11 protein-coding genes and 2 pseudogenes are annotated in these 21,971 nt (G+C 73.9%); 7 read left to right on the forward strand and 6 right to left on the reverse strand.

The window, feature by feature from the left end:
* Positions 1-20: 20 nt before the first annotated feature.
* A pseudogene (locus NLX94_RS05390) lies at positions 21-1,334 on the forward strand (DUF6777 domain-containing protein); the annotation flags it as partial.
* A 552-nt stretch (positions 1,335-1,886) separates the two neighbouring features.
* Here NLX94_RS05390 and NLX94_RS05395 read toward each other — a convergent pair.
* A complete protein-coding gene (locus tag NLX94_RS05395) occupies positions 1,887-2,837 on the reverse strand; it encodes a C40 family peptidase (protein WP_254381426.1) in 951 nt (316 codons plus the stop codon).
* A gap of 29 nt (positions 2,838-2,866) precedes the next feature.
* A complete protein-coding gene (locus NLX94_RS39280) occupies positions 2,867-4,330 on the reverse strand; it encodes an SPFH domain-containing protein (RefSeq protein ID WP_254381427.1) in 1,464 nt (487 codons plus the stop codon).
* A 412-nt stretch (positions 4,331-4,742) separates the two neighbouring features.
* On the opposite strand from NLX94_RS39280, the gene NLX94_RS05405 reads away from it, so the two are divergent.
* Complete coding sequence (locus NLX94_RS05405) at positions 4,743-6,803, forward strand: SpoIIE family protein phosphatase (RefSeq protein ID WP_254381865.1); 2,061 nt, start codon at positions 4,743-4,745, stop codon at positions 6,801-6,803.
* A 52-nt stretch (positions 6,804-6,855) separates the two neighbouring features.
* Here NLX94_RS05405 and NLX94_RS05410 read toward each other — a convergent pair.
* Positions 6,856-7,848 (reverse strand): annotated as a pseudogene (locus NLX94_RS05410) (DUF4328 domain-containing protein).
* Positions 7,849-7,875: 27 nt separating this feature from the next.
* Between NLX94_RS05410 and NLX94_RS05415 the strand changes: the two are divergent.
* The 3 genes from NLX94_RS05415 (at position 7,876) to NLX94_RS05425 (ending at position 14,479) form a co-directional block, all read left to right on the forward strand.
* Positions 7,876-11,436, forward strand: coding sequence for a phosphodiester glycosidase family protein (locus tag NLX94_RS05415; RefSeq protein WP_254381428.1), 3,561 nt, complete (start codon positions 7,876-7,878; stop codon positions 11,434-11,436).
* A gap of 61 nt (positions 11,437-11,497) precedes the next feature.
* On the forward strand, positions 11,498-11,914 hold the full coding sequence (locus tag NLX94_RS05420) for a VOC family protein (RefSeq protein WP_254381866.1): 417 nt from the start codon (positions 11,498-11,500) through the stop codon (positions 11,912-11,914).
* Positions 11,915-12,088: 174 nt separating this feature from the next.
* Positions 12,089-14,479: an excinuclease ABC subunit UvrA gene (locus tag NLX94_RS05425; RefSeq protein ID WP_254381429.1), complete on the forward strand. Its 2,391-nt coding sequence runs from the start codon at positions 12,089-12,091 to the stop codon at positions 14,477-14,479.
* A 7-nt stretch (positions 14,480-14,486) separates the two neighbouring features.
* On the opposite strand, the gene NLX94_RS05430 is transcribed toward NLX94_RS05425, so the two are convergent.
* The 3 genes from NLX94_RS05430 to NLX94_RS05440 form a co-directional block, all read right to left on the reverse strand.
* Positions 14,487-16,472 carry an ABC transporter permease gene (locus tag NLX94_RS05430; RefSeq protein ID WP_254381430.1) on the reverse strand — a complete coding sequence of 662 codons (1,986 nt, stop codon included), beginning with the start codon at positions 16,470-16,472 and terminating at the stop codon, positions 14,487-14,489.
* Positions 16,473-16,625: 153 nt separating this feature from the next.
* On the reverse strand, positions 16,626-17,441 hold the full coding sequence (gene modA, locus NLX94_RS05435) for a molybdate ABC transporter substrate-binding protein (RefSeq protein ID WP_254381431.1): 816 nt from the start codon (positions 17,439-17,441) through the stop codon (positions 16,626-16,628).
* A gap of 166 nt (positions 17,442-17,607) precedes the next feature.
* On the reverse strand, positions 17,608-18,003 hold the full coding sequence (locus NLX94_RS05440) for a molybdopterin-binding protein (RefSeq protein ID WP_254381432.1): 396 nt from the start codon (positions 18,001-18,003) through the stop codon (positions 17,608-17,610).
* Between the two features lie 159 nt (positions 18,004-18,162).
* Here NLX94_RS05440 and NLX94_RS05445 point away from each other — a divergent pair, with 159 nt between their 5' ends.
* Positions 18,163-18,558, forward strand: a complete 396-nt coding sequence (locus NLX94_RS05445; protein WP_254381433.1) for an RNA-binding S4 domain-containing protein — start codon at positions 18,163-18,165, stop codon at positions 18,556-18,558.
* A 341-nt stretch (positions 18,559-18,899) separates the two neighbouring features.
* The gene (locus NLX94_RS05450; protein WP_254381434.1) at positions 18,900-21,971 is read left to right on the forward strand and encodes a carbohydrate binding domain-containing protein; all 3,072 of its coding nucleotides are present in this window, start codon (positions 18,900-18,902) and stop codon (positions 21,969-21,971) included.

Below are 21,971 nucleotides of genomic sequence, written 5' to 3' on the forward strand. Positions count from 1 at the left end.
CCGCCTGGGAAGAAGAGCCCGTGACCACTCAACCCTCCGGCCAGCAGCCGCCGTGGCCCACACAGCCGTCACAGCCGCCCTCGCAGCCGCCGTCGTCCTCGTCCGGGCGCCCCACGGGCCCCCCGTCCGGGCCCCTCTCCGGGGGCCGTGAGGGGCCCCCGCCACCCCCGCCGCCGGCCCCTCCCGGAGGATCCGGGAGCGGGGTGCCCCCCGGACCCCCCGAGCCCCCGCACAAGCCCTGGTGGCGTTCCGTTCCCCGGCTCGCCACCACGATCGTCGCCCTCGCCGCCGCCGTGACCCTGGCCGTCGTACTGACCAGGCCCAGCGGCGGCGGTGGCACCACCACCGCCGCGGGCAACGAGGTCTTCCTGCAGCCCGTGGCGGCGTCCGGGCCGGACCCCTTCACGGAGTCCACCGCGGCCAAGGACGCCACGGCGGCGCCCGAGAGCCCGCCGCCCCCGACGGCGGAGACGAAGCCCGGGCCGAAGACCCCGCCGGCCACCGGAACCGCGGCCACCACACCCAGCGTCAGCGGCGCCTCGCCCGAGCTGTACGGGGGCACGAGGGACGTGGCCGCCTGTGACGTCGAGAAGCAGATCAGGGTGCTGTCGGCGCAGCCCTCCAAGAACGCCGCGTTCGCCTCGGCGCTCGGCATCCAGCCGACGGCCGTGCCCGCCTACCTCCGCTCCCTCACCCCGGTCCAGCTCCGGGTGGACACCCGGGTCACCAACCACGGCTACCGGAACGGCAGCGCCACCAGCTACCAGGCCGTGCTCCAGGCCGGGACCGCCGTGCTCGTGGACGACCGCGGGGTGCCGCGGGTCCGCTGCGCCTGCGGGAACCCGCTCGGGCCGCCGGTGGCGCTGAAGGCCAACCCGAAGCGGTTCGGACAGCCCTGGACCTCGTACCAGCCCTCGCGGGTGGTGGTCATCGCCCCGTCCGTGACCATCGTGAACAAGTTCGTGATCTACGACTACCGCGACAGCCGGTGGTTCGAGCGCGACCGGGGCGACCACCGCGGCCGCCACGACAGGCCGATCCCGCCGCCGGTCATCCCGACCCCGATCTTCACCACCCCGCCGCCCTCGCCGACGCCGACGCACACGGGGCCGACCCCGACGGTCACTTCCCCGTCCCCGACGGTCACCTCGCCGTCCCCGTCGGTGTCGCCGTCGGAATCCCCGTCGGTGTCGCCTTCCGAGTCGCCGTCGCAGTCCCCGTCCGAGTCGCCGTCCGAGTCGCCTTCCGAGTCCCCTTCGGTCTCGCCTTCGGAGTCGGCCTCGGAGTCGCCGTTGGAGTCCGCGTCCCCGTCGGAGTCGCCTTCGGAGTCCGTGTCGGCCTCGGTGACCGGGTCGGAGTCCCCGTCCGAGTCGGCGTCCCCGTCCGAGTCCGCCTCGGAGGCACGGTCCGTTTCGCCGTCCGTTTCGCCTTCCGCGACTCCCTCGAAGAGCGCGGTCGCGCCGTCGCCCTCCCGGAGCTCGGCGGAACCACGGCCTCCGGCCCCGCCGAAGATCTCCTCGGTGGCGCCGGAGCCCGAGCCCCCGGTGGTCTCGGAGCGGCCTGAGCCGCCGAAGCCGAAGCCGACGCCCCCGCCGCTGGTCTCGCCGCAGCCCGAGCTGCCGCCGGCCCCGCCGCCCCCGCCCCCGCCGCCGCCCGCGCCGGTTCCGGCGAGCTCGCTGATCGCGCCTCCGCCGCCGCCCTCCCCGGTGGGGCCCGGAGCCGGCACCGACCAGAATTCGGACGGAGGACCGGTCGGTAACGGCAACGGCAACGGCAACGACAACGGCAACAACCAGTAGTTTCCCGTCCGACACGAAGACCTCCCCGAGGGCCGGTGGCCCTCGGGGAGGTCTCGTACCGCCGTCGTGCGGAGGCTGCCGCGACTGCTAGCGGACGCGCCCGTACATGTTCGGGTTGTACGCGCTGAAGCTGGAGACGCGGACCTGCTTGCCCGGGCGCGGGGCCTCGATGTACTTGCCGCCGCCGAGGTAGATGGCTACGTGGTGGATGCCCGAGGCGCTGCCGTTCGAGGTCCAGAAGACCAGGTCTCCGCGGCGCAGATCGGAGCGGGAGATCGGAGTGGTGGCCCGGTACTGGTCGGAGGCCACGCGGGGGAGGGTGATCCCGGCGGAGCGGTACGCGGCCTGGACCAGGCCCGAGCAGTCCCAGGCGCGGGGGCCGTTGCCGCCCCAGGCGTACGGGTCGCCCAGGTGGCCGTTGGCGAAGGAGATGGCGCCCTCGGTGCCCTGGCGGATGGGGGTGCCGGAGGAGCCCGAGGAGCCGGATCCGCCGGAGGAGCCCGAGGAAGAGCCGGAGCCCGAACCGGATCCCGAGCCCGAGCCGCCGGCGAAGCGCTCGTACTTGTCCTTGTGCTGGGTCCAGCGCCACCAGCCCGTGCCGTCCTTGTACCAGTACACGCGGTCCGTCGCGTCCCAGCCCGCGCGGCCGCGGAACGTCGGCTCGGAGGTGCGGATGGAGGAGGACGAAGAGGAGGAAGAAGAGGAGGAAGAAGAGGAGGAGGACGGGGCGCCGGCCGAGGAGCCGCGGCTGTTCGCCACGTACTTGCTGTAGTGCTGGGTCCAGCGCCACCAGCCGGTCGCGTCCTTGTACCAGTACTTCGAGCCGTCCCAGCCCGCGTGCGCCGGCGCCGGCTCGGCGGAGGCGGTGCCCACCCCGGTGCCCATCAGCAGCGTGGCGCCGACGGCCGCGACCACGGCGCCGCGCAGGGTGCAACGACGGCGGCGGGCCGCGGCGGCCGTCATGGCCGTCGTGCCGCGCGCGCAGCCGGTGCAGTCACAGCTGTCGGGTATTTCTTCGGTGAACTCGGGCGTGCGCATGCATGATTCCTTATCCATCGGGGGTGTTTTCAGCGGGCGTCGGCGGCAGGGCCGCGCGCCGTGTAGAAGGCCACGGTCAAGTCCTTGACCAGGGCCTTGCGTTCGTAGTCGTCCAGGCTCACGAGCCCGCGGTCCGACATCCGGTGAACGGTGTCGTCGACGGCGTCGAGCACGGAGGTGAGGACGGAGTCCCGGTGCCGGGCGTCGATCGAGGCGACCCGGCGGCGCTGCATCGCGGCGGCGACCTCGGGGGCGTACTCGACCTGCAGCGGCCGGGCGGAGAAGACTTCGATGCCGACGGCCCTGCATTCGGCGGCGAGCAGCCGGGTCAGTTCGTCGCCGACGGCCTCGGTGTCGCGCAGGGTCCCCGGCCCGTCCGGCCCGTCCGGCTCCGGGCCGAAGGAGTCGGCGGGCATCCGGGAGAGCACCCGGGCGGTCGCCGACTCCACCTGTCCGCGCAGGTACGCGGTGTGGTCGTCGACCGCCAGCAGCGCGCGGGCGGTGTCCCTGACCCGCCATACGACGAGGATCACGGACCGCAGCGCGGTGCCCTCGGAGTCGACGACGCAGAGCGGCTCGCTGCGCCAGTGGCGCAGCCGGACGTCGACGCGGGTGTGCCGGGGCACCGGGTTGGACCAGATGAGGCCGGTACGCCGGATCGTGCCGCGGTAGCGGCCGAAGAGGGTCAGCGACCAGGCCTGGCCGGTGCGAACGCGTCGCAGTCCGCAGAGCGCGACGAGCGCGAGGAGCGCGCAGCAGGCGACGGCGGCCAGGGGCCAGGCCTCGGCGGGCGAGACGGCGGGGCGGAGCTCGCCGAACCGTGCGAGGGCGGCGGCGCCGCCTGTGGCCAGCGCGGCCGCGAGCAGGGCCCACCAGCCGGAACAGGCCCGCGCGGGGCGTTCGGTGAGCTCGGGGTCGAGTACGGGAGGAAGGGTCCGGGGCTGGGCCGGGGCGGCCGCCGCCATGACCGGAGCAGTGGGTCGGGGTATCGCCGCGCGGGGGAGGCCCAGCGGAAGCGTGCCCGGGTCCGCAGGCGGGTCCCCGAGCCGGCGGGGCGCGCTCGGGCCGTCAGGGGCCGCGGCGCCGTGGGCGCCGGCGGGGTGTCCGGTGCGGCCCTCGGCCGGTCCCTCGTCACGGAAGAGCGGGCCGAGCACCAGGGGGTCCCGGTACGGCCGCACGACCAGACTGCCACGCCCGGAACGGACGCCGGAGCCCGAGCGGGAGCCGGAGGCCGAGCTCGAGACCGCGCCGGAGCCGGAGGCCGAGCCCGCGCCGGAGCCGGAGCCGGAGACCGAGCCCGACACCGCGCCGGAGCCGGAGACCGAGCCCGAGACAACGCCGGAGCCGGAGCCGGAGCCGGAGCCGGAGCCGGAGACCGAGTCGGAGACCGAGCCGGAGGCCGAGCCGGAGGCGGGCTCGGAGCCGGCGGGCGGGGTGGATATTCGTCCGGGGGTCCCGGACCCGCCTTCGGTTCTCTCCGTCTCTCCTTGCACCCCTCCCTCCGGTGCTCCGGCCGGTTCTCCGGTCCTCTTCGGCGCTTGCGACAAGCCACACCCCACACAGCCGTGGGCGCCAACGACCCCGTGCGGAGGGGTTGCTGACGCCAGCAAAGATGATCATGAACGGATCGATCTTCGCGAAATCGTACAAGTCGTCCATTAGGCGAAAGTCCCGACAGGCCGGTACTTAGGTACTTTTTCATCCCGATCTTCAGGACCCCGGAAGGCCGCTAGCGCACGCGGGCAGCGCAGCTCCCTCGACGCGCCGGTCCGCCCTCCGCGCTCAGCGAACCGCGGACCGGCGTGGACCCGTGAAGAGTGAGACCCTGAAGGTGTGGCCGAAAGGGGCGTGAACCCCCAGGTCGAGTGGCCCGCCCGGACGGACACGAGCCTCGCGCTCAACCACATGGGCACCTTCGACTGGGACCTCGACAGCGGGCAGATGTTTCTGGACACCACCGCCCTCGAGGTCCTCGACCTGCGCCCCGAGGAGTTCACGGGCACGCCCGCCGGGCTGGGCGACCGCCTAGCGCCCGGCGAGCAGGCCCGGCTCGACGCGAGGGTCGCGCAGGCGCTGAAGGCCGGTCGCAGCCACTACGGGGCCTACGTGCGCAGCCGCGACCGGGAGGGAGCGCCGGGCTGGACCCATGTCCAGGGCCGCATCCTGCGGGACCCGCGCGGGCGCCCGTACCGCGTGATCGGGATTCTCCGCGACGCCGTCCACGACCCCGGAGAGCCCGGCGCCGCCGGTGAGCGCGACGAGGGCCGGCGCCGCATGACGGGGGTCGTCGAGCGCACCACGGCGATCCTGGCGCACGCCCGCACCGTCAACGACGTCACCGACGTCCTCAAGGACCCCGAGGCCCTCGCCCACCTCGGCGCGGTCAGCGTCATGCTCGGCGTGGTCGACGGCGGCCGGATCCACCTGGTCGCGGAGGGGCAGCTCGGGGCGTACGTACCGGAGACCGAGTACACCCGGGTCGACGCACCGCTGCCGATGAGCGAGGCGGTACGGACGCTGCGGCCGGTGTACCTGGGATCCCGCGAGGAGTTCCAGCGGCGCTACCCGGACCTGTGGCCGTACATCGAGCCGCTGGCCGTCCGCAGCGGGGTCTACATGCCGCTCATCGCCCAGGGCCGGCCCATCGGCGCGCTCGGACTGCTCTACACGCGCGACGGCGACTTCAACGCCGAGGAGCGCAACGTGCTGATGGCCCTCGGCAGCGGCATCGCGCAGAGCCTCCAGCGGGCCATCCTCTTCGAGCAGGAGCACGACCTCGCCGAAGGCCTCCAGCAGGCCATGCTGCCGCGCCGCATCCCGGAGGTGGCGGGTGCACTGATCGCCGTGCGGTACCGGGCCGCCCGGATGGGGCGGGACATCGGCGGCGACTGGTACGACGTGGTCCCGCTCGGCGAGGGCCGTGTCGGCGTGATGATCGGCGACGTGGAGGGCCACGACACGGACGCCGCCGCCGTCATGGGCCAGCTGCGCATCGCCCTGCGCGCATACGTCGCGGAGGGCCACACCCCCGGCGCGGCCATGGCGCGGGCCTCGGCCTTCCTGCGCGACCTGGAGACCGAACGCTTCGCCACCTGCACCTACGCCGACATCGACCTCACCAGCGGCAAGGCCCGGCTGGTGCGCGCCGGACACATCGACCCCGTGGTGCGGCGCGGCGACGGCAGCTGCCACCGGGTGCAGGTGGCGGGCGGGCTGCCGCTGGGCCTGCCGGCGGGCGGGCCGGGTGCCTCCGGTGGCCCGGGTGCTTTCGGCGCCACCGGTACGGGCGCCTCCGGTACGGGATACCCCGTCACCAGCCTCGAACTGCACCCCGGTGACACCCTGTTGCTGTGCACGGACGGGCTGACCGAACGGCCCGGCGGGGATCCGGAGACGGGTGTGCGCGAGCTCATGGAGGCGGTCCGGGACGGGCCGGCAGACGTGGAGGAACTCGCCGACGTGCTGTGCGACTTGGTCGGGGACTCGGGTGGCGGCGACGACATGGCCCTCCTCCTGCTGCGCCGGCGCGGCACCCCGCTCCCGTCCGGCGGCGGCCCGCTGCGCCACCGCCTCACCCCCGGGGACCCCGACGCCCCGGCGATGGCCCGCCACCTGATCCGGGCGGCCGCCGCGGCGTGGGGGGCGTGGGACCAGGCCGACGAGATCGAGCTGGCGGCGGACGAGCTGATGACCAACGCGCTGGTCCACACGGACGGCGTCTCCGGGGTCAGCATGCGGCTGACCCCGGAGGGCCGGATCCGCATCGAGGTGGAGGACACCAGCAGCGCCCTGCCGAGGCGCCGGGAGGCCGACGACTGGGCGGTGTCGGGGCGCGGCCTGATGCTGGTGGACCGACTCGCGGACGCCTGGGGCGTGGAGCCGCGGGGCAGCGGGAAGTGCGTGTGGTGCGAGTTCGCCGTCCAGGGGAACGACCCGCCGGCCACCGGGCCCGGCGCAGCAGGGTAGGCACGGGTCGGAGAGCCGGGGCAAGGGAGGCTGCCGGCAGGGGTTTCGCGGGCTACCGGGCCGCGTAGGGGCCCTGCGCGGCCTTGGCGAACTGCATCGCCGTCAGCGCGCGGACGAAGCGGATCGCGAGGACGGAGGCCGCGAGCAGCAGCACGCCGTACGCGGATGCGGCGGTGGCGGCGACGGCGAGCCCGTCCGCGTCGTCGGCGCGGTCGCGGAGGGTGCCGAAGACACGGCCGGCGAACAGCGCGGTGATCCACACCAGCCACCACGTGGTGACGGGCGCCGTCGAGACGGGCCGGAGGGCTCAGTCCGGTCCGCGCAGCAGGCTGGCGGCCCAGATCTCCTTCGCCGACCTGTACGGGATGCGGAGGAAGGCGAAGGGGACGAGCCAGCCGCCGATGGCCCAGGCCGTGGACCGGGTGACCGCGTCCCGGCCGAGGAACAGGGCGTTGTGGTGGACGCGGTGGAACCAGGCGATGAACAGGGCCGCCGTGACGACCAGCAGCGGTGTCTCGACGAACCCCACCAGGGCCAGCAGGGTGCCGCCGTCCTCGGTCCCCGCGTCCGGGTGGCTTCCGGTGCGCAGGGCCGAGCCGAGGTACAGGCCGGTTCCGGTCAGGAGCAGGGCGTACAGGCCGGAGAGTGCGAGCAGGACGGTCGTGGCCGTCGCGAGTCCCCCGGGCGGGCGCGGCACGGCGAGGGGTTCCGCGGCGAACTCCGGCAACGGCCCACCGGGAACCGCCGGCGGCGGTGGCTGCGGGTCGGGGTCGGGGTCGACGGGCTGTGGTGAGCCGGTCGCGCTGATGGACATGGAGAGGTACCCCCGGAAACAGGACGTCACGGTCGAAGGCATGGCGCGGGCCAAGATTTCAGACCGCACCTTTGATCGGCTTGGTGGTTTGGTAGCCGGGTCGGCGGGGTCGGCCGGGATGGCGGGGCGGCCGGGCTGGCGGGCCGACCGGGAGGCCCGGGGCCGAAATCCCGGGCCGGTGCGGGCGAATGGCTGATCGTCACCGGACTCGCGCCGCGTTCGTATGCTCATATGCACGGACTGGCCGATCCTGCCTGGATGTCGCCCCTGCGCCCGCCGTGGCCCGTCCTGCTGCCGGCCCTGCTCACCGTGTTGCTCGTGGCCCCGGTGCCCCCGCCGGCCCACGCCTCGGGAAGCGGCGCCGGCGAGGGGATCGAGACGGCCCGCACCTCCCGGCAGATCGCCCCCGGGGTACGGCTGGAGTCGTACGACCGGCTCGAAGCCGACCGCTGGCTCCGCATCGACGAACTCGACGTCCAGCTGGCGGGTGCCGCCTCCGGGCCGGGCTCCGCGGCGGGCCCCGGCTCCGGCCCCGGGGTGCGCGTGGAGTACCTCGGCGGCCGGGGCGTCGCCACCGTCTCCGACTCCGCCGCACGCCACCCCGCCGGTCCCGGCCGCCGCGTGGTCGCCGCCGTGAACGGGGACTTCTTCGACATCCGGGGTACGGGCGCCCCGCTCGGCCCCGGCATCGGCGCCGGACGGCTGCTGCACGCCGCCTCGGCCGGCGCCGGACAGGCCGTCGGCTTCGGTGCCGACGGGGTGGGCCGGGTGCTCCGCCTGGCCCTGGACGGGAGCGTCACCCTGCCCGGCGGTGCGGTCCGCCCGCTCGCCGGTTTCAACACCGCACGGCCGCCCGCCGAGGGCTTCGCCGTCTACACCGCCGACTGGCCGGCGGACGGACTCCCCGCCACCGGACCGGCGGTGGAGCTGCGCGGGGGCCGGGTCACGGCCGTACGCGCGGCCGTACGAGGGCCCGCGCGCCGGGAGCGCCCCGCACCCGGAACCACCCTGCTGGTCGCGGCGGGCGCGGCGGCGCCGGAACTCGCCGCCCTGCGCCCCGGGGACGCGGTCGCCGTCGCGGCCCGGCCGGGGGCGGCCGGGGGCGGGCCGCTCCCGGTGAGCGCGGTCGGCGGCCGGGAGGCGCTCGTGGTGGCCGGGGTCCCGCAGAACCACGACGGCTTGCCGAACAACGCGGCCGCCCCGCGCACCGCCGTCGGCTTCTCCCGCGACGGCCGCCGGGCCCGCCTGGTCACCGTCGACGGCCGCCAGCGCGACAGCGGAGGCATGACCCTGACCGCGCTCGGCCGCCTGATGCACCGGCTCGGCGCCCACGAGGCCCTCAACCTGGACGGCGGCGGCTCCTCGACCCTGCTCGCGGCGCTCACCGGCGAGGCGGCGCCGACCGTGCGGAACTCCCCGTCCGACGGCCGCCAGCGCCCGGTCCCCAACGGCCTGGTGCTGACCGCCCCGGCGGGTGACGGCCGCGCCGCCGGCTACCGAATCGAGCCCGTCGGCGGAGCCGCGCGCGCCTTCCCCGGCCTGACCCGGACCCTCAGGGCCACCCCCTACGACCGGCACCTCGGCCCGGTCCCCGGGGCGGCGGCTCCGGGGTGGTCCCTCACGCGGGGCAGCGGCGGCCGGATCGACCCGAGCGGGGCCCTGCGCGCGTCGGGCCCCGGCCCGGTGGAGGTGCGGGCGGGCCTCGGCGCGGCGAGCGGGGCGCTCCGCCTCGACGTGCTCGGGGCCCCGACCCGGATCCGGGCCGTGCCGGACCGGATCGGGCTCGCGGAGGAGGGCGAGAGCGCGGGCTTCGTCCTGACCGGGTACGACGCGCAGGGCGCCGCCGCCGTGATCGAACCCCGGGACGTGGAGCTCGACTTCGACCGTTCCCGGTGGAAGGTGGCCGAGGACGGGCACGGCGGATTCAAGGTCACCGCCCTGGTACCGAACGCGACGGGCCGCCTGCGCGCCACGCTGCGGCCGCCTGCGCCCGCCTCCGCGGGCCCAACTGCCGCAGCAGCCGCGACGGCCACCCCGACCGCCTCCCCGACTCGAGCCCTGGCCCCGGCTCGAGCCCTGACCCCGACTCCGGCCCCGACCGCGGCTTCGCCTCCGGCCGCGGCTCCGACTCTGGCCCCGACCGCGGCTTCGCCTCCGGCCGCGGCTCCGACTCTGGCCCCGGCCGTCTCCTCGGCGCGGGCCCCGGCCCCGACTCTGGCTCTGGCTCTGGCTCTGGCTCGGGCCCCGGCCGCCTCCCCGGTTCGGGCCCCGGCCTCGGCTCCGGCTCCGGCTCCGGCTCCGGCCCTGGCCCCGGCTCGGGCCCTGGTCCCGGCCGAGGCTCGGGCCCTGGCTCCGGCTCCGGCCTTGGCTCCGGCCCTGGCTCTCGCTCCGGCCCCGGCTCCTGCCCAGGCTGAGGCCCTGGCCCCGGCTCGGGCCCCGGCTCCGGCCCCGGCTCGGGCCCTGGCTCCGGCTCGGGCCCCGGCTCCGGCCCTGGCCCTGGCTCCGGCTCCGGCCTTGGCTCCGGCTCCGGTCCTGGCTCCGGCCCCGGCCCCGGCTCCGGCTCGGGCCTTGGCTCCGGCCCCGGCTCGGGCCCTGGCTCCGGCTTCGGCCCTGGCCCCGGCCCCGGCCGAACTGGCCCTCGGGGTGGGGCTGGCGGACCGGCCGCTCGCGGATCTGGAGGACGCTGCCCGCTGGACCGGATCCGGCGCCGCGCCTGGGCAGGGCCGTCCCGGCCGGGGGCTCGCGCTCGTGCCGCCCGCCGGGGGCGGGACCGCCGCGGCGACCCCGCCGCGCCCCCTACGGGTCCCCGAACTGGCCCGGTCGCTCTCCCTCTGGGTGCACGGAGACGGCTCCGGCGCCCGGCCCGCGGTGGAGCTCGCCGGCGGGGACGGTGCCGCCGCCGTCCTGCGCGGGCCCGCCGCGGACTGGACCGGCTGGCGGCAGATCAGCCTCCCGCTCCCGGCGATGGCGGAGCCCCCCTTCACGGTGACCCGCCTCTCGGCCACCACCCCGACGCCCACCCGGGCCAAGACCCGCACCGGGCCTCTGGCCACGCCCCCGGCCAAGGCCCAAGCCGGGGCCCGGTCCAAGGCCCCGGTCAGAGCCCCGGGCGGTGCCTCGGCGAAGGTGCCGGCCGGGGCGTCGGGCGGTGCCCCGGCGAGGGGTCCGGTCGGGGCGCCGGGCCGTGCCCCGGCCGCAGCCCCCGCCGCCCCGCGGCTCGTGCTCGACACCCTGGTGGCGCGGACGCCGCCGACCGGGGTCGTGCGTAGGGACGACGTTCCCGATCCGATCGTGGCCCCGGCGGCCCGGGTGGACTCCCGGCCCTGGCGGTTCGCGGTCGCTCCCGCCGGGGTCGGGGCGGGAGCGGCCGCCGCCGTCGACTTCGCGCTGACCGGGACCGGCAAGGGCACCGGCCGCCCGGCCTTCGTGCACCGGGGCGTACGGTTCCTGCCGCTCGGCTCCACGCGCCCGACCCTCGCCGGAGGCGGCCTGGAGCGGATCACCGCCCTGCGCGCGGCCCTCGCGACGGCCGCCCGGGAGCCGGGCACGGGCGCGCTGGCCGTCGTAGAGCCGTACGCGCCGCGGGCCGTCGACCGCAAGGAGGCCGCCCTGCGCCTGCGGCTCCTCGCGGAGTTCCGCCGGACCACCGGCAAACGGGCCGCGGTCCTCACCGTCGCCGCACCCCGCTTCGCGGCCGGCCGCACCGAGGGCGTGCTCACGGTCGCGGCCCCGCGCACCGGCCGCACCGTGATCGGCGCCGACGCCTTCGCGAAGGGCGACTGGCTCTCCGTACTGCCGCCGGCGGGCGGGCGCCGGTGAATCCGGTCAGGATCGGAGAAGCGCCGGCCGCCCACCCGCACCTAGCGTGGAAGGCATGAACATGGACATCAGCCTTTCGCAGTGCTTCATCGCCGTCGACGACCACGACAAGGCGATCCCCTTCTACCGCGACGTGCTCGGCCTGGAGGTCCGGAACGACGTAGGCGCCGGGGGAATGCGCTGGGTGACCCTCGGTTCGCCCGCGCAGCCCGACGTGGACATCGTCCTCGAACCGCCCGTCGCGAGCCCGAACGCCTCGCCCGCCGACCGGGAGGCCATGGCCGAGCTGCTGGCCAAGGGCCTGCTGCGCGGGGTCATCTTCCGCACGGACGACTGCGACGCCACCTTCGAACGCATCCGGGCCGCCGGCGGCGAGGTCCTCCAGGAGCCGATCGACCAGCCGTACGGGGTCCGGGACTGCGCCTTCCGCGACCCGGCGGGCAACATGCTCCGCTTCCACCAGCCCCGCACGCGCTGAGATCCGCCGCCCCTCTTACGGAATCCACCGCCCCTCTTACCGATCCGCCGCCCCTCCTACCGGGCGCCGCTCCCGGATGACACCGCCGATCGGGTAGACAGGAGGGCGTTGCCGCGACAGAGAAGGCGGCGCCGCCCCGCCAGAGCGGCGCCGGCCCAACAGTATGGAGACACGATGAGCAAGGTCACGAGGACGGGCACGCAGTCCCCCGAGCCGCACGCCGCCGACGTCCACGACCTGATCCGCGTACACGGCGCGCGGGTGAACAACCTGAAGGACGTCAGCGTCGAGATCCCCAAGCGCCGGCTCACGGTCTTCACCGGCGTGTCCGGCTCGGGCAAGAGCTCCCTGGTGTTCGACACCATCGCCGCCGAGTCGCAGCGGCTGATCAACGAGACCTACAGCGCCTTCGTGCAGGGCTTCATGCCGACCCTGGCCCGGCCCGAGGTGGACGTGCTCGACGGGCTCACCACCGTGATCACCGTCGACCAGCAGCGGATGGGCTCCGATCCCCGCTCGACGGTGGGCACCGCCACCGACGCGAACGCGATGCTGCGCATCCTCTTCAGCCGGCTCGGAAAGCCGCACATCGGCTCGCCGAAGGCCTTCTCCTTCAACGTGGCCTCCATCAGCGGGGCCGGCGCCGTCACCATCGAGCGCGGCGGCGAGACCGTGAAGGAGCGGCGCAGCTTCAGCATCACGGGCGGGATGTGCCCGCGCTGCGAGGGCCGGGGCTCGGTCAACGACATCGACCTGACCGCGCTGTACGACGACACCAAATCCCTCAGCGAGGGCGCCCTCACCATCCCCGGCTACACGATGGACGGCTGGTACGGCCGCATCTTCAGCGGCTCCGGCTTCTTCGACATGGACAAGCCGATCCGCAAGTACACCAAGCGCGAGCTGAGCGACCTGCTCCACCGGGAGCCGACCAAGATCAAGGTCGAGGGGATCAACCTCACCTACGAGGGCATCATCCCGAAGCTCCAGAAGTCGATGCTGTCCAAGGACGTCGAAGCGCTGCAGCCCCACATCCGGGCGTTCGTGAAGCGCGCGGTGACCTTCACCGTCTGTCCCGACTGCGACGGCACCCGGCTCAGCGAGGGGGCCCGCTCCTCGAAGATCAAGAAGATCAGCATCGCCGACGCCTGCTCGATGCAGATCAGCGACCTGGCGAAGTGGGTCCGCGACCTCGACGAGCCCTCGGTCGCCCCGCTCCTGGCCACGCTGCGCCAGACCCTCGACTCCTTCGTGGAGATCGGACTGGGCTACCTCTCCCTGGACCGGCCCTCGGGCACGCTGTCGGGCGGCGAGGCCCAGCGCGTGAAGATGATCCGCCACCTCGGCTCCTCGCTCACCGACGTCACCTACGTCTTCGACGAGCCCACCGTCGGCCTGCACCCCCACGACATCCAGCAGATGAACCGCCTCCTGCTGCGGCTGCGCGACAAGGGCAACACGGTGCTCGTCGTCGAGCACAAGCCGGAGACGATCGCGATCGCCGACCACGTCGTCGACCTCGGTCCCGGCGCGGGCCAGGGCGGCGGCACCATCTGCTTCGAAGGCACCGTCGAGGGGCTGCGGACGGGCGACACCATCACGGGCCGGCACTTCGGAGACCGCGCGAGCCTCAAGGAGAGCGTGCGCGAGCCCAGCGGAAAGCTGGCGATCCGCGGCGCGAAGACGCACAACCTGCGGGGCGTCGACGTCGACGTACCGCTCGGGGTGCTCGTCGTGGTCACCGGCGTCGCCGGCTCCGGCAAGAGCTCCCTCGTCCACGGCTCGATCCCCGCGAGCGAGGGCGTCGTCTCCGTGGACCAGGGCGCGATCCGCGGCTCCCGGCGCAGCAACCCGGCCACCTACACGGGACTGCTCGACCCGATCCGCAAGGCCTTCGCCAAGGCCAACGGCGTCAAGCCGGCCCTGTTCAGCGCGAATTCCGAGGGCGCCTGCCCCGCCTGCAACGGAGCCGGGGTCATCTACACCGACCTGGCGATGATGGCCGGCGTCTCCACCACCTGCGAGGAGTGCGAGGGCAAGCGCTTCCACGCCTCGGTCCTGGAGCACCACCTCGGCGGCCGCGACATCAGCGAGGTCCTCGCGATGCCGGTCACCGAGGCCACCGCGTTCTTCGGCGAGGGCGAGGCGCGCACCCCGGCCGCCCACCGCATCCTGGAGCGGCTGTCGGACGTCGGGCTGGGCTACCTGAGCCTCGGCCAGCCGCTGACCACCCTCTCCGGAGGCGAGCGGCAGCGGCTCAAGCTGGCCACGCACATGGCGGACAAGGGCGGGATCTACGTACTCGACGAGCCGAGCGCCGGCCTCCACCTCGCCGACGTCGAGCAGCTCCTCGGCCTCCTCGACCGGCTGGTCGACTCCGGCAAGTCGGTGATCGTGGTCGAGCACCACCAGGCCGTCATGGCCCACGCCGACTGGATCATCGACCTCGGCCCCGGCGCCGGTCACGACGGCGGCCGGATCGTCTTCGAGGGCACCCCCGCGGCCCTCGTCGAAGCCCGCGCCACCCTCACCGGGGAGCACCTGGCCACCTACGTGGGCGCGTAGACGCTCCCTAGAGCCGTACGAGGGTGACCTCGGTCGCCTTCACGCTGGTCCACACCGGGGCGCCGTCGACGATGCCGAGTTCGGCGGCGGCCTCGGGGGTGATCTCGGCGACGAGGTCGGGCGCCTCGTCCGAGGCGATCAGCACGCGCAGGCGGCTGCCGACCGAGGTGATCTCCCGTACCGTGCCGGGCCATACGTTACGAGGACTGCCGCCCGGGCGGTCCCGGTGCACGGACACCGCCTCCGGGGCGATGATCGCGAGCGCCTGAGTTCCCTCGGGCAGCGCCTCGGCCACCACCAGGCGGCCCCCGGCGGCCAGTGCCAGCCCGTCCGCCGAGGCCGTTCCGGGCCAGGCATTGCGCCCCAGCATCCGGGCCACCCACGGGGAGCGCGGGTGCCGGGTCACCTCGGAGGGCGGGGCGTCCTGCAGGGCCCGCCCGTCGGAGAGTACGAGGACCCGGTCGGCCAGGGACACCGCCTCGACGGGGTCGTGCGTGACGATCAGGCAGACCCCGCCGAAGCCGGCCAGATGGGTGCGCAGGGTGTGCCGGACCCGGGCGCGGGTGGTCTGGTCGAGGGCGGCGAGCGGCTCGTCGAGCAGCAGCAGCCGGGGCCGGGCGGCCAGCGCGCGGGCCAGCGCCACCCGCTGGGCCTGCCCGCCGGAGAGCTGGGCGGGTTTGCGGTGGGCGAGGTGCCCGACCCCGAGCCGGTCCAGCCAGGCCTGCGCCTCGGCCCGGGCCGCGGCCCTGGGCACCCGGCGGGCGCGCAGCCCGTACGCGGTGTTGGCGAGCGCGCTCAGGTGCGGGAACAGCGCGCCGTCCTGGGGGACCCAGGCGACCTGGCGCCGGTGCGGGGGCAGTTCGGTGACGTCGGTGTCGCCGAGGCGCAGCTCGGCGTGGGCGCGGGGGGTCAGGCCGAGCAGGGCGCGCAGCAGGGTGGTCTTGCCGGCGCCGTTCTCGCCGACGACGGCGATGGTGGTGCCGGGTTCGGCGTCGAGGGTGAGCTCGTTGAAACCGGTGACGGTGGCGTGCAGCGGCCAGTGCCCGGCGTCGGTCCGAGCCACGCCCTCAGCCGGAGCCCCACCCTTGTCCGGAGCTCCGCCGTCGGCCTGAGCCCCGGCCGCTACGGGGCCCTCGGGATCCGGGCCGGCCGGCTCCTCGGCGACCACCGGCGCACCGGAGTCCTTGCGGGCGGCGGGCGTTCCCGTCCACCGGCCGCGCAGGGCGACGAGTACGGCCATGGCGATCACGAGCAGCAGCAGGGACACGGAGGTGGCGGCCTCGGGCTGGTCCTGGAGCAGCAGGTAGACCTGGAGCGGCAGGGTCTGGGTGGTGCCCGGAAGGTTGCCCGCGAAGGTGATGGTGGCGCCGAACTCGCCGAGCGCCCGCGCCCAGGTCAGCGCTGCCCCGGCGATCAGACCCGGGGCCACCATCGGCAGCGTCACGGTGAAGAACACGCGCAGCGGCGTGGAACCGAGGGAGGCCGCGGTCTCCTCGTAGCTCTGCTTGAGCCCGCCGAGCGCCCCCTCCAGGCTGATCACGAGGAAGGGCATCGCGACGAAGGTGGCCGCGACCACCGCGCCCGAGGTGTGGAAGGGCAGGGTGATGCCGAAGGTGTCCTCCAGCCAGGGCCCGAGCAGCCCGCGCCGCCCGAAACCGAGCAGCAGGGCCACACCGCCGACCGTGGGCGGCAGCACCATGGGGAGCAGGACCAGCGAGCGCACCAGCGCCTTGCCCTTGAACTCCACCCGGGCCAGCAGCCAGGCGAGCGGCACCCCGAGGAGGAGCGAGAGGCCGAGGGCCCACAGGGACACGACCAGCGAGAGATGGAGCGCCTCGACCACACCGGGGCTGGTGAGGTGCGCGCCGAGATCGCTCCAGTGGGTGCGGGTGAGGATGCCGAGGAGCGGCATCAGCAGGAACGCCACGGCGAGCAGCGCGGGGAGCGCCAGCGCCACGGGGGGCCGGGTGCGGCGGGTACGGAGTCTGCTCATATGGGTTCCTGGCCGGGTACGTAGGGACGCCGCCGGGTACGTGGGGAGGCCCGGGCGGCGTGTGAAGCGTAATGCGGTGGACGGCAGACGAAGAGGGACCGCCCGTCCCCCCGGACCGGGCGGTCCCTCTTCCTCACCGGGCTCGGCAGGCGGTTACGCCTTCTGGAAGCCCGCGTCCTGGAGGATCTTCTGGGCCTCCGGGCCGTTCAGCCAGGCCACGAACGCGGCCGCGGCCTCGGCGTTCTTGGAACCCTTCAGCGTGGCGGCCGGGTACGAGGCCACGGCGTTCTCGGCGTCCGGGATGTCCACGACGACGACCTTGTCACCGGACTTGAGGGTGTCGGTCTTGTAGACGAGACCGGCGTCGGCCTCGCCCAGCTCGACCTTGCTCAGCACGGCGCGGACGTTCGGCTCCTGGGAGACCGGCTTCACCACGATCTGCTGGGCGTCGAGGATCTGCTTGCTGTAGCGGCCCACCGGGACCTCGGGCGCGGCCAGCACCACCTTGAGCTTGGTGTCGGCGAGGTCCTTGAGGGCGGCGACCTTGAACGGGTTGCCCTTGCCGGTGGCGATGACCAGACGGTTCTTGGCGATGATCGCCGGGTCGTTGGTCTCGGCCTTCAGGCCGTCCATCGTCTTGGTGTCGGCGGTGACCAGTGCGTCGGCCGGGGCGCCCTGCTTGACCTGCGCGGCGAGCTCCTGCGAACCGGCGAAGGAGAAGGTGACCTTGGTCCCCGGGTGGGTCTTCTCGTACTCCGCGCCGGCGGCCTTGAAGACGTCGGTGAGGGAGGAGGCGGCGAGGACCGTCAGGTTCGCGGCCTTGGGCGCGGCGGAGGCGGAGGCGCTCGGGGAGGCGGCCGCGTCCTTCTTGTCGTCGCTGCTGCCGCAGGCGGCGAGCGCCGGCACGAGCAGGGCGGCGGAGAGGGCGAGCGCGGCGGTGCGGCGGTTCAGGGGCAGGATCGGGGACATGAGCTGGTGCTCCTCGGTCGGGTCGGCGGCCGGCCTGGTGCCGGATCCGCGCGGTGGTGACCCGCGCCGGTGACGGGCGGAGCGGGTGGGGACGCGTGGTGCTGAGCGGTGCTGGACCTGGTGGTGCGGGGCGGTGCCCGGTGGTGCCGGGCGGCGCGCGGCGCGGTCAGGCGCGGTCGATGTGCACGCTGGTCGACTTCACGCGGGCGGTGGCCCGCATGCCGACCCGCAGTCCGAGCTCGTCGACGGCCTCCCGGGTGAGGAGGGAGACCAGGCGGTGCGGACCGGCCTGGATCTCGACCTGGGCGGCCACGTCGCCGAGCTTGACGGCGGTGACGATGCCCGGGAAGGCGTTGCGCGCCGAGGTGTAGGTCTCCCCGTCCTCGGTGTGGGCCCCCTGCGCCACCTCGATCGAGAAGGCGGCCAGGGCGCGGCCGTCGATCAGACGGCGACCGCCCTCGTCGCGATGGGTCGCGACGCGGCCGGCGTCGGCCCAGCGGCGCGCGGTGTCCGGGCTGACGCCCAGAAGGCGGGCCGCCTGACCGATGGTGTAGGACTGCATGTGCGACAAGGTAGGGGCACGTGTGCAGCATTTGCAATTCCATTGGGATGATATCCATGGCAGATACCCAAGGCCTTGTCGTAACCGCCAAAAGTGGTTCCGGTTCCGCCGGGCTCGGGCGGCCCGCCCCGGTCTCCCGCGCCTCGCTAGAGTCGGGGCATGGCTGAAGAGGGAACCGCGGGTGCGGAGTCGGGGTCGGCGCGGGTCGACGTGTGGATCTGGTCGGTCCGGCTGACGAAGACGCGGGCGGTCGCCGCCGCGGCGTGCCGGGCGGGACACGTGAGGGTCAACGGGGAGCGCGCGAAGCCGGCGCAGGCGGTGCGGGCCGGTGACGAGGTGCGCCTCTTCCATGCGGGGCGCGAGCGCATCGTGGTGGTCCGGCGCCCGGTGTCCAAGCGGGTCGGCGCCCCGGTCGCCGCGGAATGCCTGACCGACAACAGCCCGCCGCCCCCGACCCCGGTGGAGGCGGCGGTGGTCGGCATCCGCGACCGCGGCGCGGGCCGCCCGACGAAGCGCGAACGCCGCGAGATCGACACCCTGCGCGGCGGCCGGTAGCCGCCGACACCGGCGAAGCATCAAGGGCACCGCCCCGGGCTGTGCCCGCCCCGGGCTGTGCCCGATCCTGTGGCTGTCGCGGCTCCCGTCACTCCCGCAGCAGCCGCCCTGTGGGGTGCGTGCAGCATCGGAGTCGACTTGTCGATCTCCCTTGCGCCCATGTCTCGGCCGCGCGCAGCCGTGTTGAGAAAATTTCTGCAAGCCATTGCGGTCGTTCTCCCCGCAAAGGGTCCCTTCGGGCTGCCCCGACGCGCCCAGTGGCGAGATTTCCGGTTCACAAGGGCTTCACGTGCTGGTGACGGCTGGATAACCTCCCCGCAAAACCTTGCGGCAAGTTTTCAATGCCGCGAAGCCGCAGGGCTGTTGGGCCCCGCTTCGAGGAGCAGACCTTGAGATCACGTACGCGATCACATCCCAGAGGGCGGTCCGCAGCCCTGGCCCTGGCCGTCGCCGGATGTCTGGCGGCCGCACTGCCCGCCGCCGGAGCCTCGCTCGCCGAGGCGGCCACGACCGCCCCCGCCGCCGCGACGGCTGCAGGCGACGGCACGGCGACGGTCTTCTACTACACCAAGACCCGCAACTGGGCCGCATACAACCTGCATTGGGCCCCCGACGGCGGCAGCTGGACGACCGTGCCCGGCACCGGGATGGAAGCCGCCTGCACCGACTGGGTGAAGAAGACCGTCAGCCTCGGCGCGGCCGCCGGCCTCCAGGCGACCTTCAACAACGGCCAGGGGACCTGGGACAACAACGGGGGCAAGAACTACGCCCTGGGCACCGGGGTCATCACCGTCAAGGACGGGGTCGTGGCGCACAGCGACCCCTGCGCCGCGGACCCCGGCACCGGTACGGGAACCGGCGCGAGCGCCACCGTCTACTACGCGACGTCGACCGTCGGCTGGCCGACCGTCAACCTGCACTGGGCCCCGACGGGCGGCTCCTGGACCACCGTCCCCGGCACCGGCATGGAGCCGGCCTGCGCGGGCTGGGTGAAGAAGACGGTCTCCCTCGGTTCGGCCACCGGGCTCGCCGCCACCTTCAACAACGGCAACGGCACCTGGGACAACAACAACGGCAGGAACTACGCCCTCGGGACGGGCCTGTCCACGGTGAACAACACCCAGGTCACCGCCAACGCCGCCGATCCCTGCGCCGCCGTCGTCCCCGACACCACCGCGCCCACCGTGCCCGCGAACCCGCGGGCCACCGCCACCGGCGTGTCCACCGTCGTCACCTGGGACGCCGCGACCGACGACCGGGGGGTGACCGGCTACCAGGTGACCCGCTCGGGCGGCACCAAGGGAACCGTGGTCACCTCCGTCACCTCCACGGTCCTCACCGAATCCGGTCTGGAGGAGAACACCGCCTACACCTACACGGTCAAGGCCGTGGACGCCGCCGGGAACCTCTCGGGCTCCTCCGCCGAGGCCGTCGCCACCACCGGCACCCGGCCCCCGGCCCCGGCCGGATCCGCGCCGCTGGGCGGCGACCCGCGCAAGGACCCGATCTACTTCGTGATGACCGCCCGCTTCAACGACGGCGACAGCGCCAACAACCGGGGCGGCAGCCAGCACGTGAAGTCCGGGAACGCCGCGAACAGCGACCCCATGTTCCGGGGCGACTTCAAGGGGCTGGTCGAGAAGCTCGACTACGTCAAGGCCCTCGGGTTCTCCGCGATCTGGATCACTCCGGTGGTGCTGAACCGCTCCGACTACGACTACCACGGCTACCACGGCTACGACTTCTACAAGGTCGACCCGCGCCTGGAATCGGCGGGCGCCTCCTACCAGGACCTGATCAACGCCGCCCACGCCAAGGGCGTCAAGATCTACCAGGACGTGGTCTACAACCACAGCGCCCGCTGGGGAGCCAAGGGGCTCTTCACCCCGACCGTCTACGGCGTGCGCGACGCGCAGTGGTCCTGGTACTACGACGAGAAGCAGGCCGGTTTCGAGTACGACGGCCTCACCGTGGATCCCAAGAGCGGGAAGTCGTACTACAACGGAGACCTGTGGTCCACGGCCGAGCCGACCGGGAACACCTGCGTCAACTGGGGCACGGCCACGCAGTACAAGAGCGCCGAGGGCTACACGATCTACAACTGCCAGTGGCCCAACCCCACTTCGGGGATGTTCCCGAAGGCCCTGTTCCACAACTGCTGGATCGGCAACTGGGAGGGTGAGGATGCCCGTTCCTGCTGGATCCACGAGGACCTCGCGGACTTCAACACCGAGAACGCGGCCGTCCAGAACTACCTCATCGGCGCCTACAACAAGTACATAGACATGGGCGTCGACGGCTTCCGGGTCGACACGGCCGTGCACATCCCCCGCGTCACCTGGAACCGGCACTTCCTGCCCGCCATCCAGCAGCGCGTGGCCCAGCAGTTCGGCGCCGAGAAGGCCCGGGACTTCTACGTGTTCGGCGAGGTCGGTTCCTTCGTCAACGACAAGTGGAACCGCGGCTCGGCCAACCAGTCCGCCCAGTACTACACCTGGAAGGAGTCCGCGACGTACAGCGCGGACGACGCCACCGCGGCCGTCCAGCAGTACACGACCGACAACGACCCGGCCAGGCAGCCGACCAGCACCAACGCCTTCCTCAACGGGAACCTCTACCACGCCCCGGACCACAGCAGGTTCTCCGGCATGAACGTCATCGACATGCGCATGCACATGAACTTCGGCGACGCGAACAACGCCTTCCAGAACGGCAAGGACTCCGACGACAGCTACAACGACGCCACCTACAACGTCGTCTACGTCGACAGCCACGACTTCGGCCCCGGGAAGTCCTCCACCCGCTACGCGGGCGGCACCGACGCCTGGGCCGAGAACATGGCCCTGATGTGGACCTTCCGCGGCATCCCGACCCTGTACTACGGCTCCGAGACCGAGTTCCAGGCCGGCAAGCAGATCGACTGCGGCCCGACCTGCCCGCTCGCCGGCACCGGCCGCGCGTACTACGGGGACAAGATCGCCGGAACGGTCACCGCCTCCGGCTTCTCCAAGGTCGCCACCGCCACCGGCCCCGTCGCCGCCACCCTGGAATCCCCGCTGGTCAAGCACGTCCAGCGGCTGAACGAGATCCGGCGCGCGGTGCCCGCGCTCCAGATGGGCCAGTACTCCACCGAGGGCGTCTCGGGCGGCATGGCCTTCAAGCGCCGCTACACCGACACCGCCACCGGAGTGGACAGCTTCGCCCTGGTGGCCGTCACCGGCGGCGCCACCTACACGGGCGTGCCCAACGGCACGTACAAGGACGCCGTCACCGGAGACGTCAAGACCGTCACCGGCGGCACCCTGTCCGTCCCCGCCCCCGGAAAGGGCAACATGCGGGTCTACGTGCTCGACCTGGGCGGCAGCAACGCCGCCCCCGGCAAGGTGGGCACGGCCGGGCCCTACCTGAAGTAG

Origin of the sequence: Streptomyces sp. TBY4, assembly GCF_024213195.1 — a bacterium.
Classification (GTDB): domain Bacteria; phylum Actinomycetota; class Actinomycetes; order Streptomycetales; family Streptomycetaceae; genus Streptomyces.

Bases quoted from the DNA above. Each gene is read 5' to 3' on its own strand.
- NLX94_RS05395 (WP_254381426.1), bottom strand. From the start codon at position 2,837: ATGCGCACGCCCGAGTTCACCGAAGAAATACCCGACAGCTGTGACTGC.
- NLX94_RS05405 (WP_254381865.1), top strand. From the start codon at position 4,743: ATGGGCACCTTCGACTGGGACCTCGACAGCGGGCAGATGTTTCTGGAC.
- NLX94_RS05415 (WP_254381428.1), top strand. From the start codon at position 7,876: ATGTCGCCCCTGCGCCCGCCGTGGCCCGTCCTGCTGCCGGCCCTGCTC.
- NLX94_RS05420 (WP_254381866.1), top strand. From the start codon at position 11,498: ATGGACATCAGCCTTTCGCAGTGCTTCATCGCCGTCGACGACCACGAC.
- NLX94_RS05425 (WP_254381429.1), top strand. From the start codon at position 12,089: ATGAGCAAGGTCACGAGGACGGGCACGCAGTCCCCCGAGCCGCACGCC.
- NLX94_RS05430 (WP_254381430.1), bottom strand. From the start codon at position 16,472: ATGAGCAGACTCCGTACCCGCCGCACCCGGCCCCCCGTGGCGCTGGCG.
- modA (WP_254381431.1), bottom strand. From the start codon at position 17,441: ATGTCCCCGATCCTGCCCCTGAACCGCCGCACCGCCGCGCTCGCCCTC.
- NLX94_RS05440 (WP_254381432.1), bottom strand. From the start codon at position 18,003: ATGCAGTCCTACACCATCGGTCAGGCGGCCCGCCTTCTGGGCGTCAGC.
- NLX94_RS05445 (WP_254381433.1), top strand. From the start codon at position 18,163: ATGGCTGAAGAGGGAACCGCGGGTGCGGAGTCGGGGTCGGCGCGGGTC.
- NLX94_RS05450 (WP_254381434.1), top strand. From the start codon at position 18,900: ATGCCGCGAAGCCGCAGGGCTGTTGGGCCCCGCTTCGAGGAGCAGACC.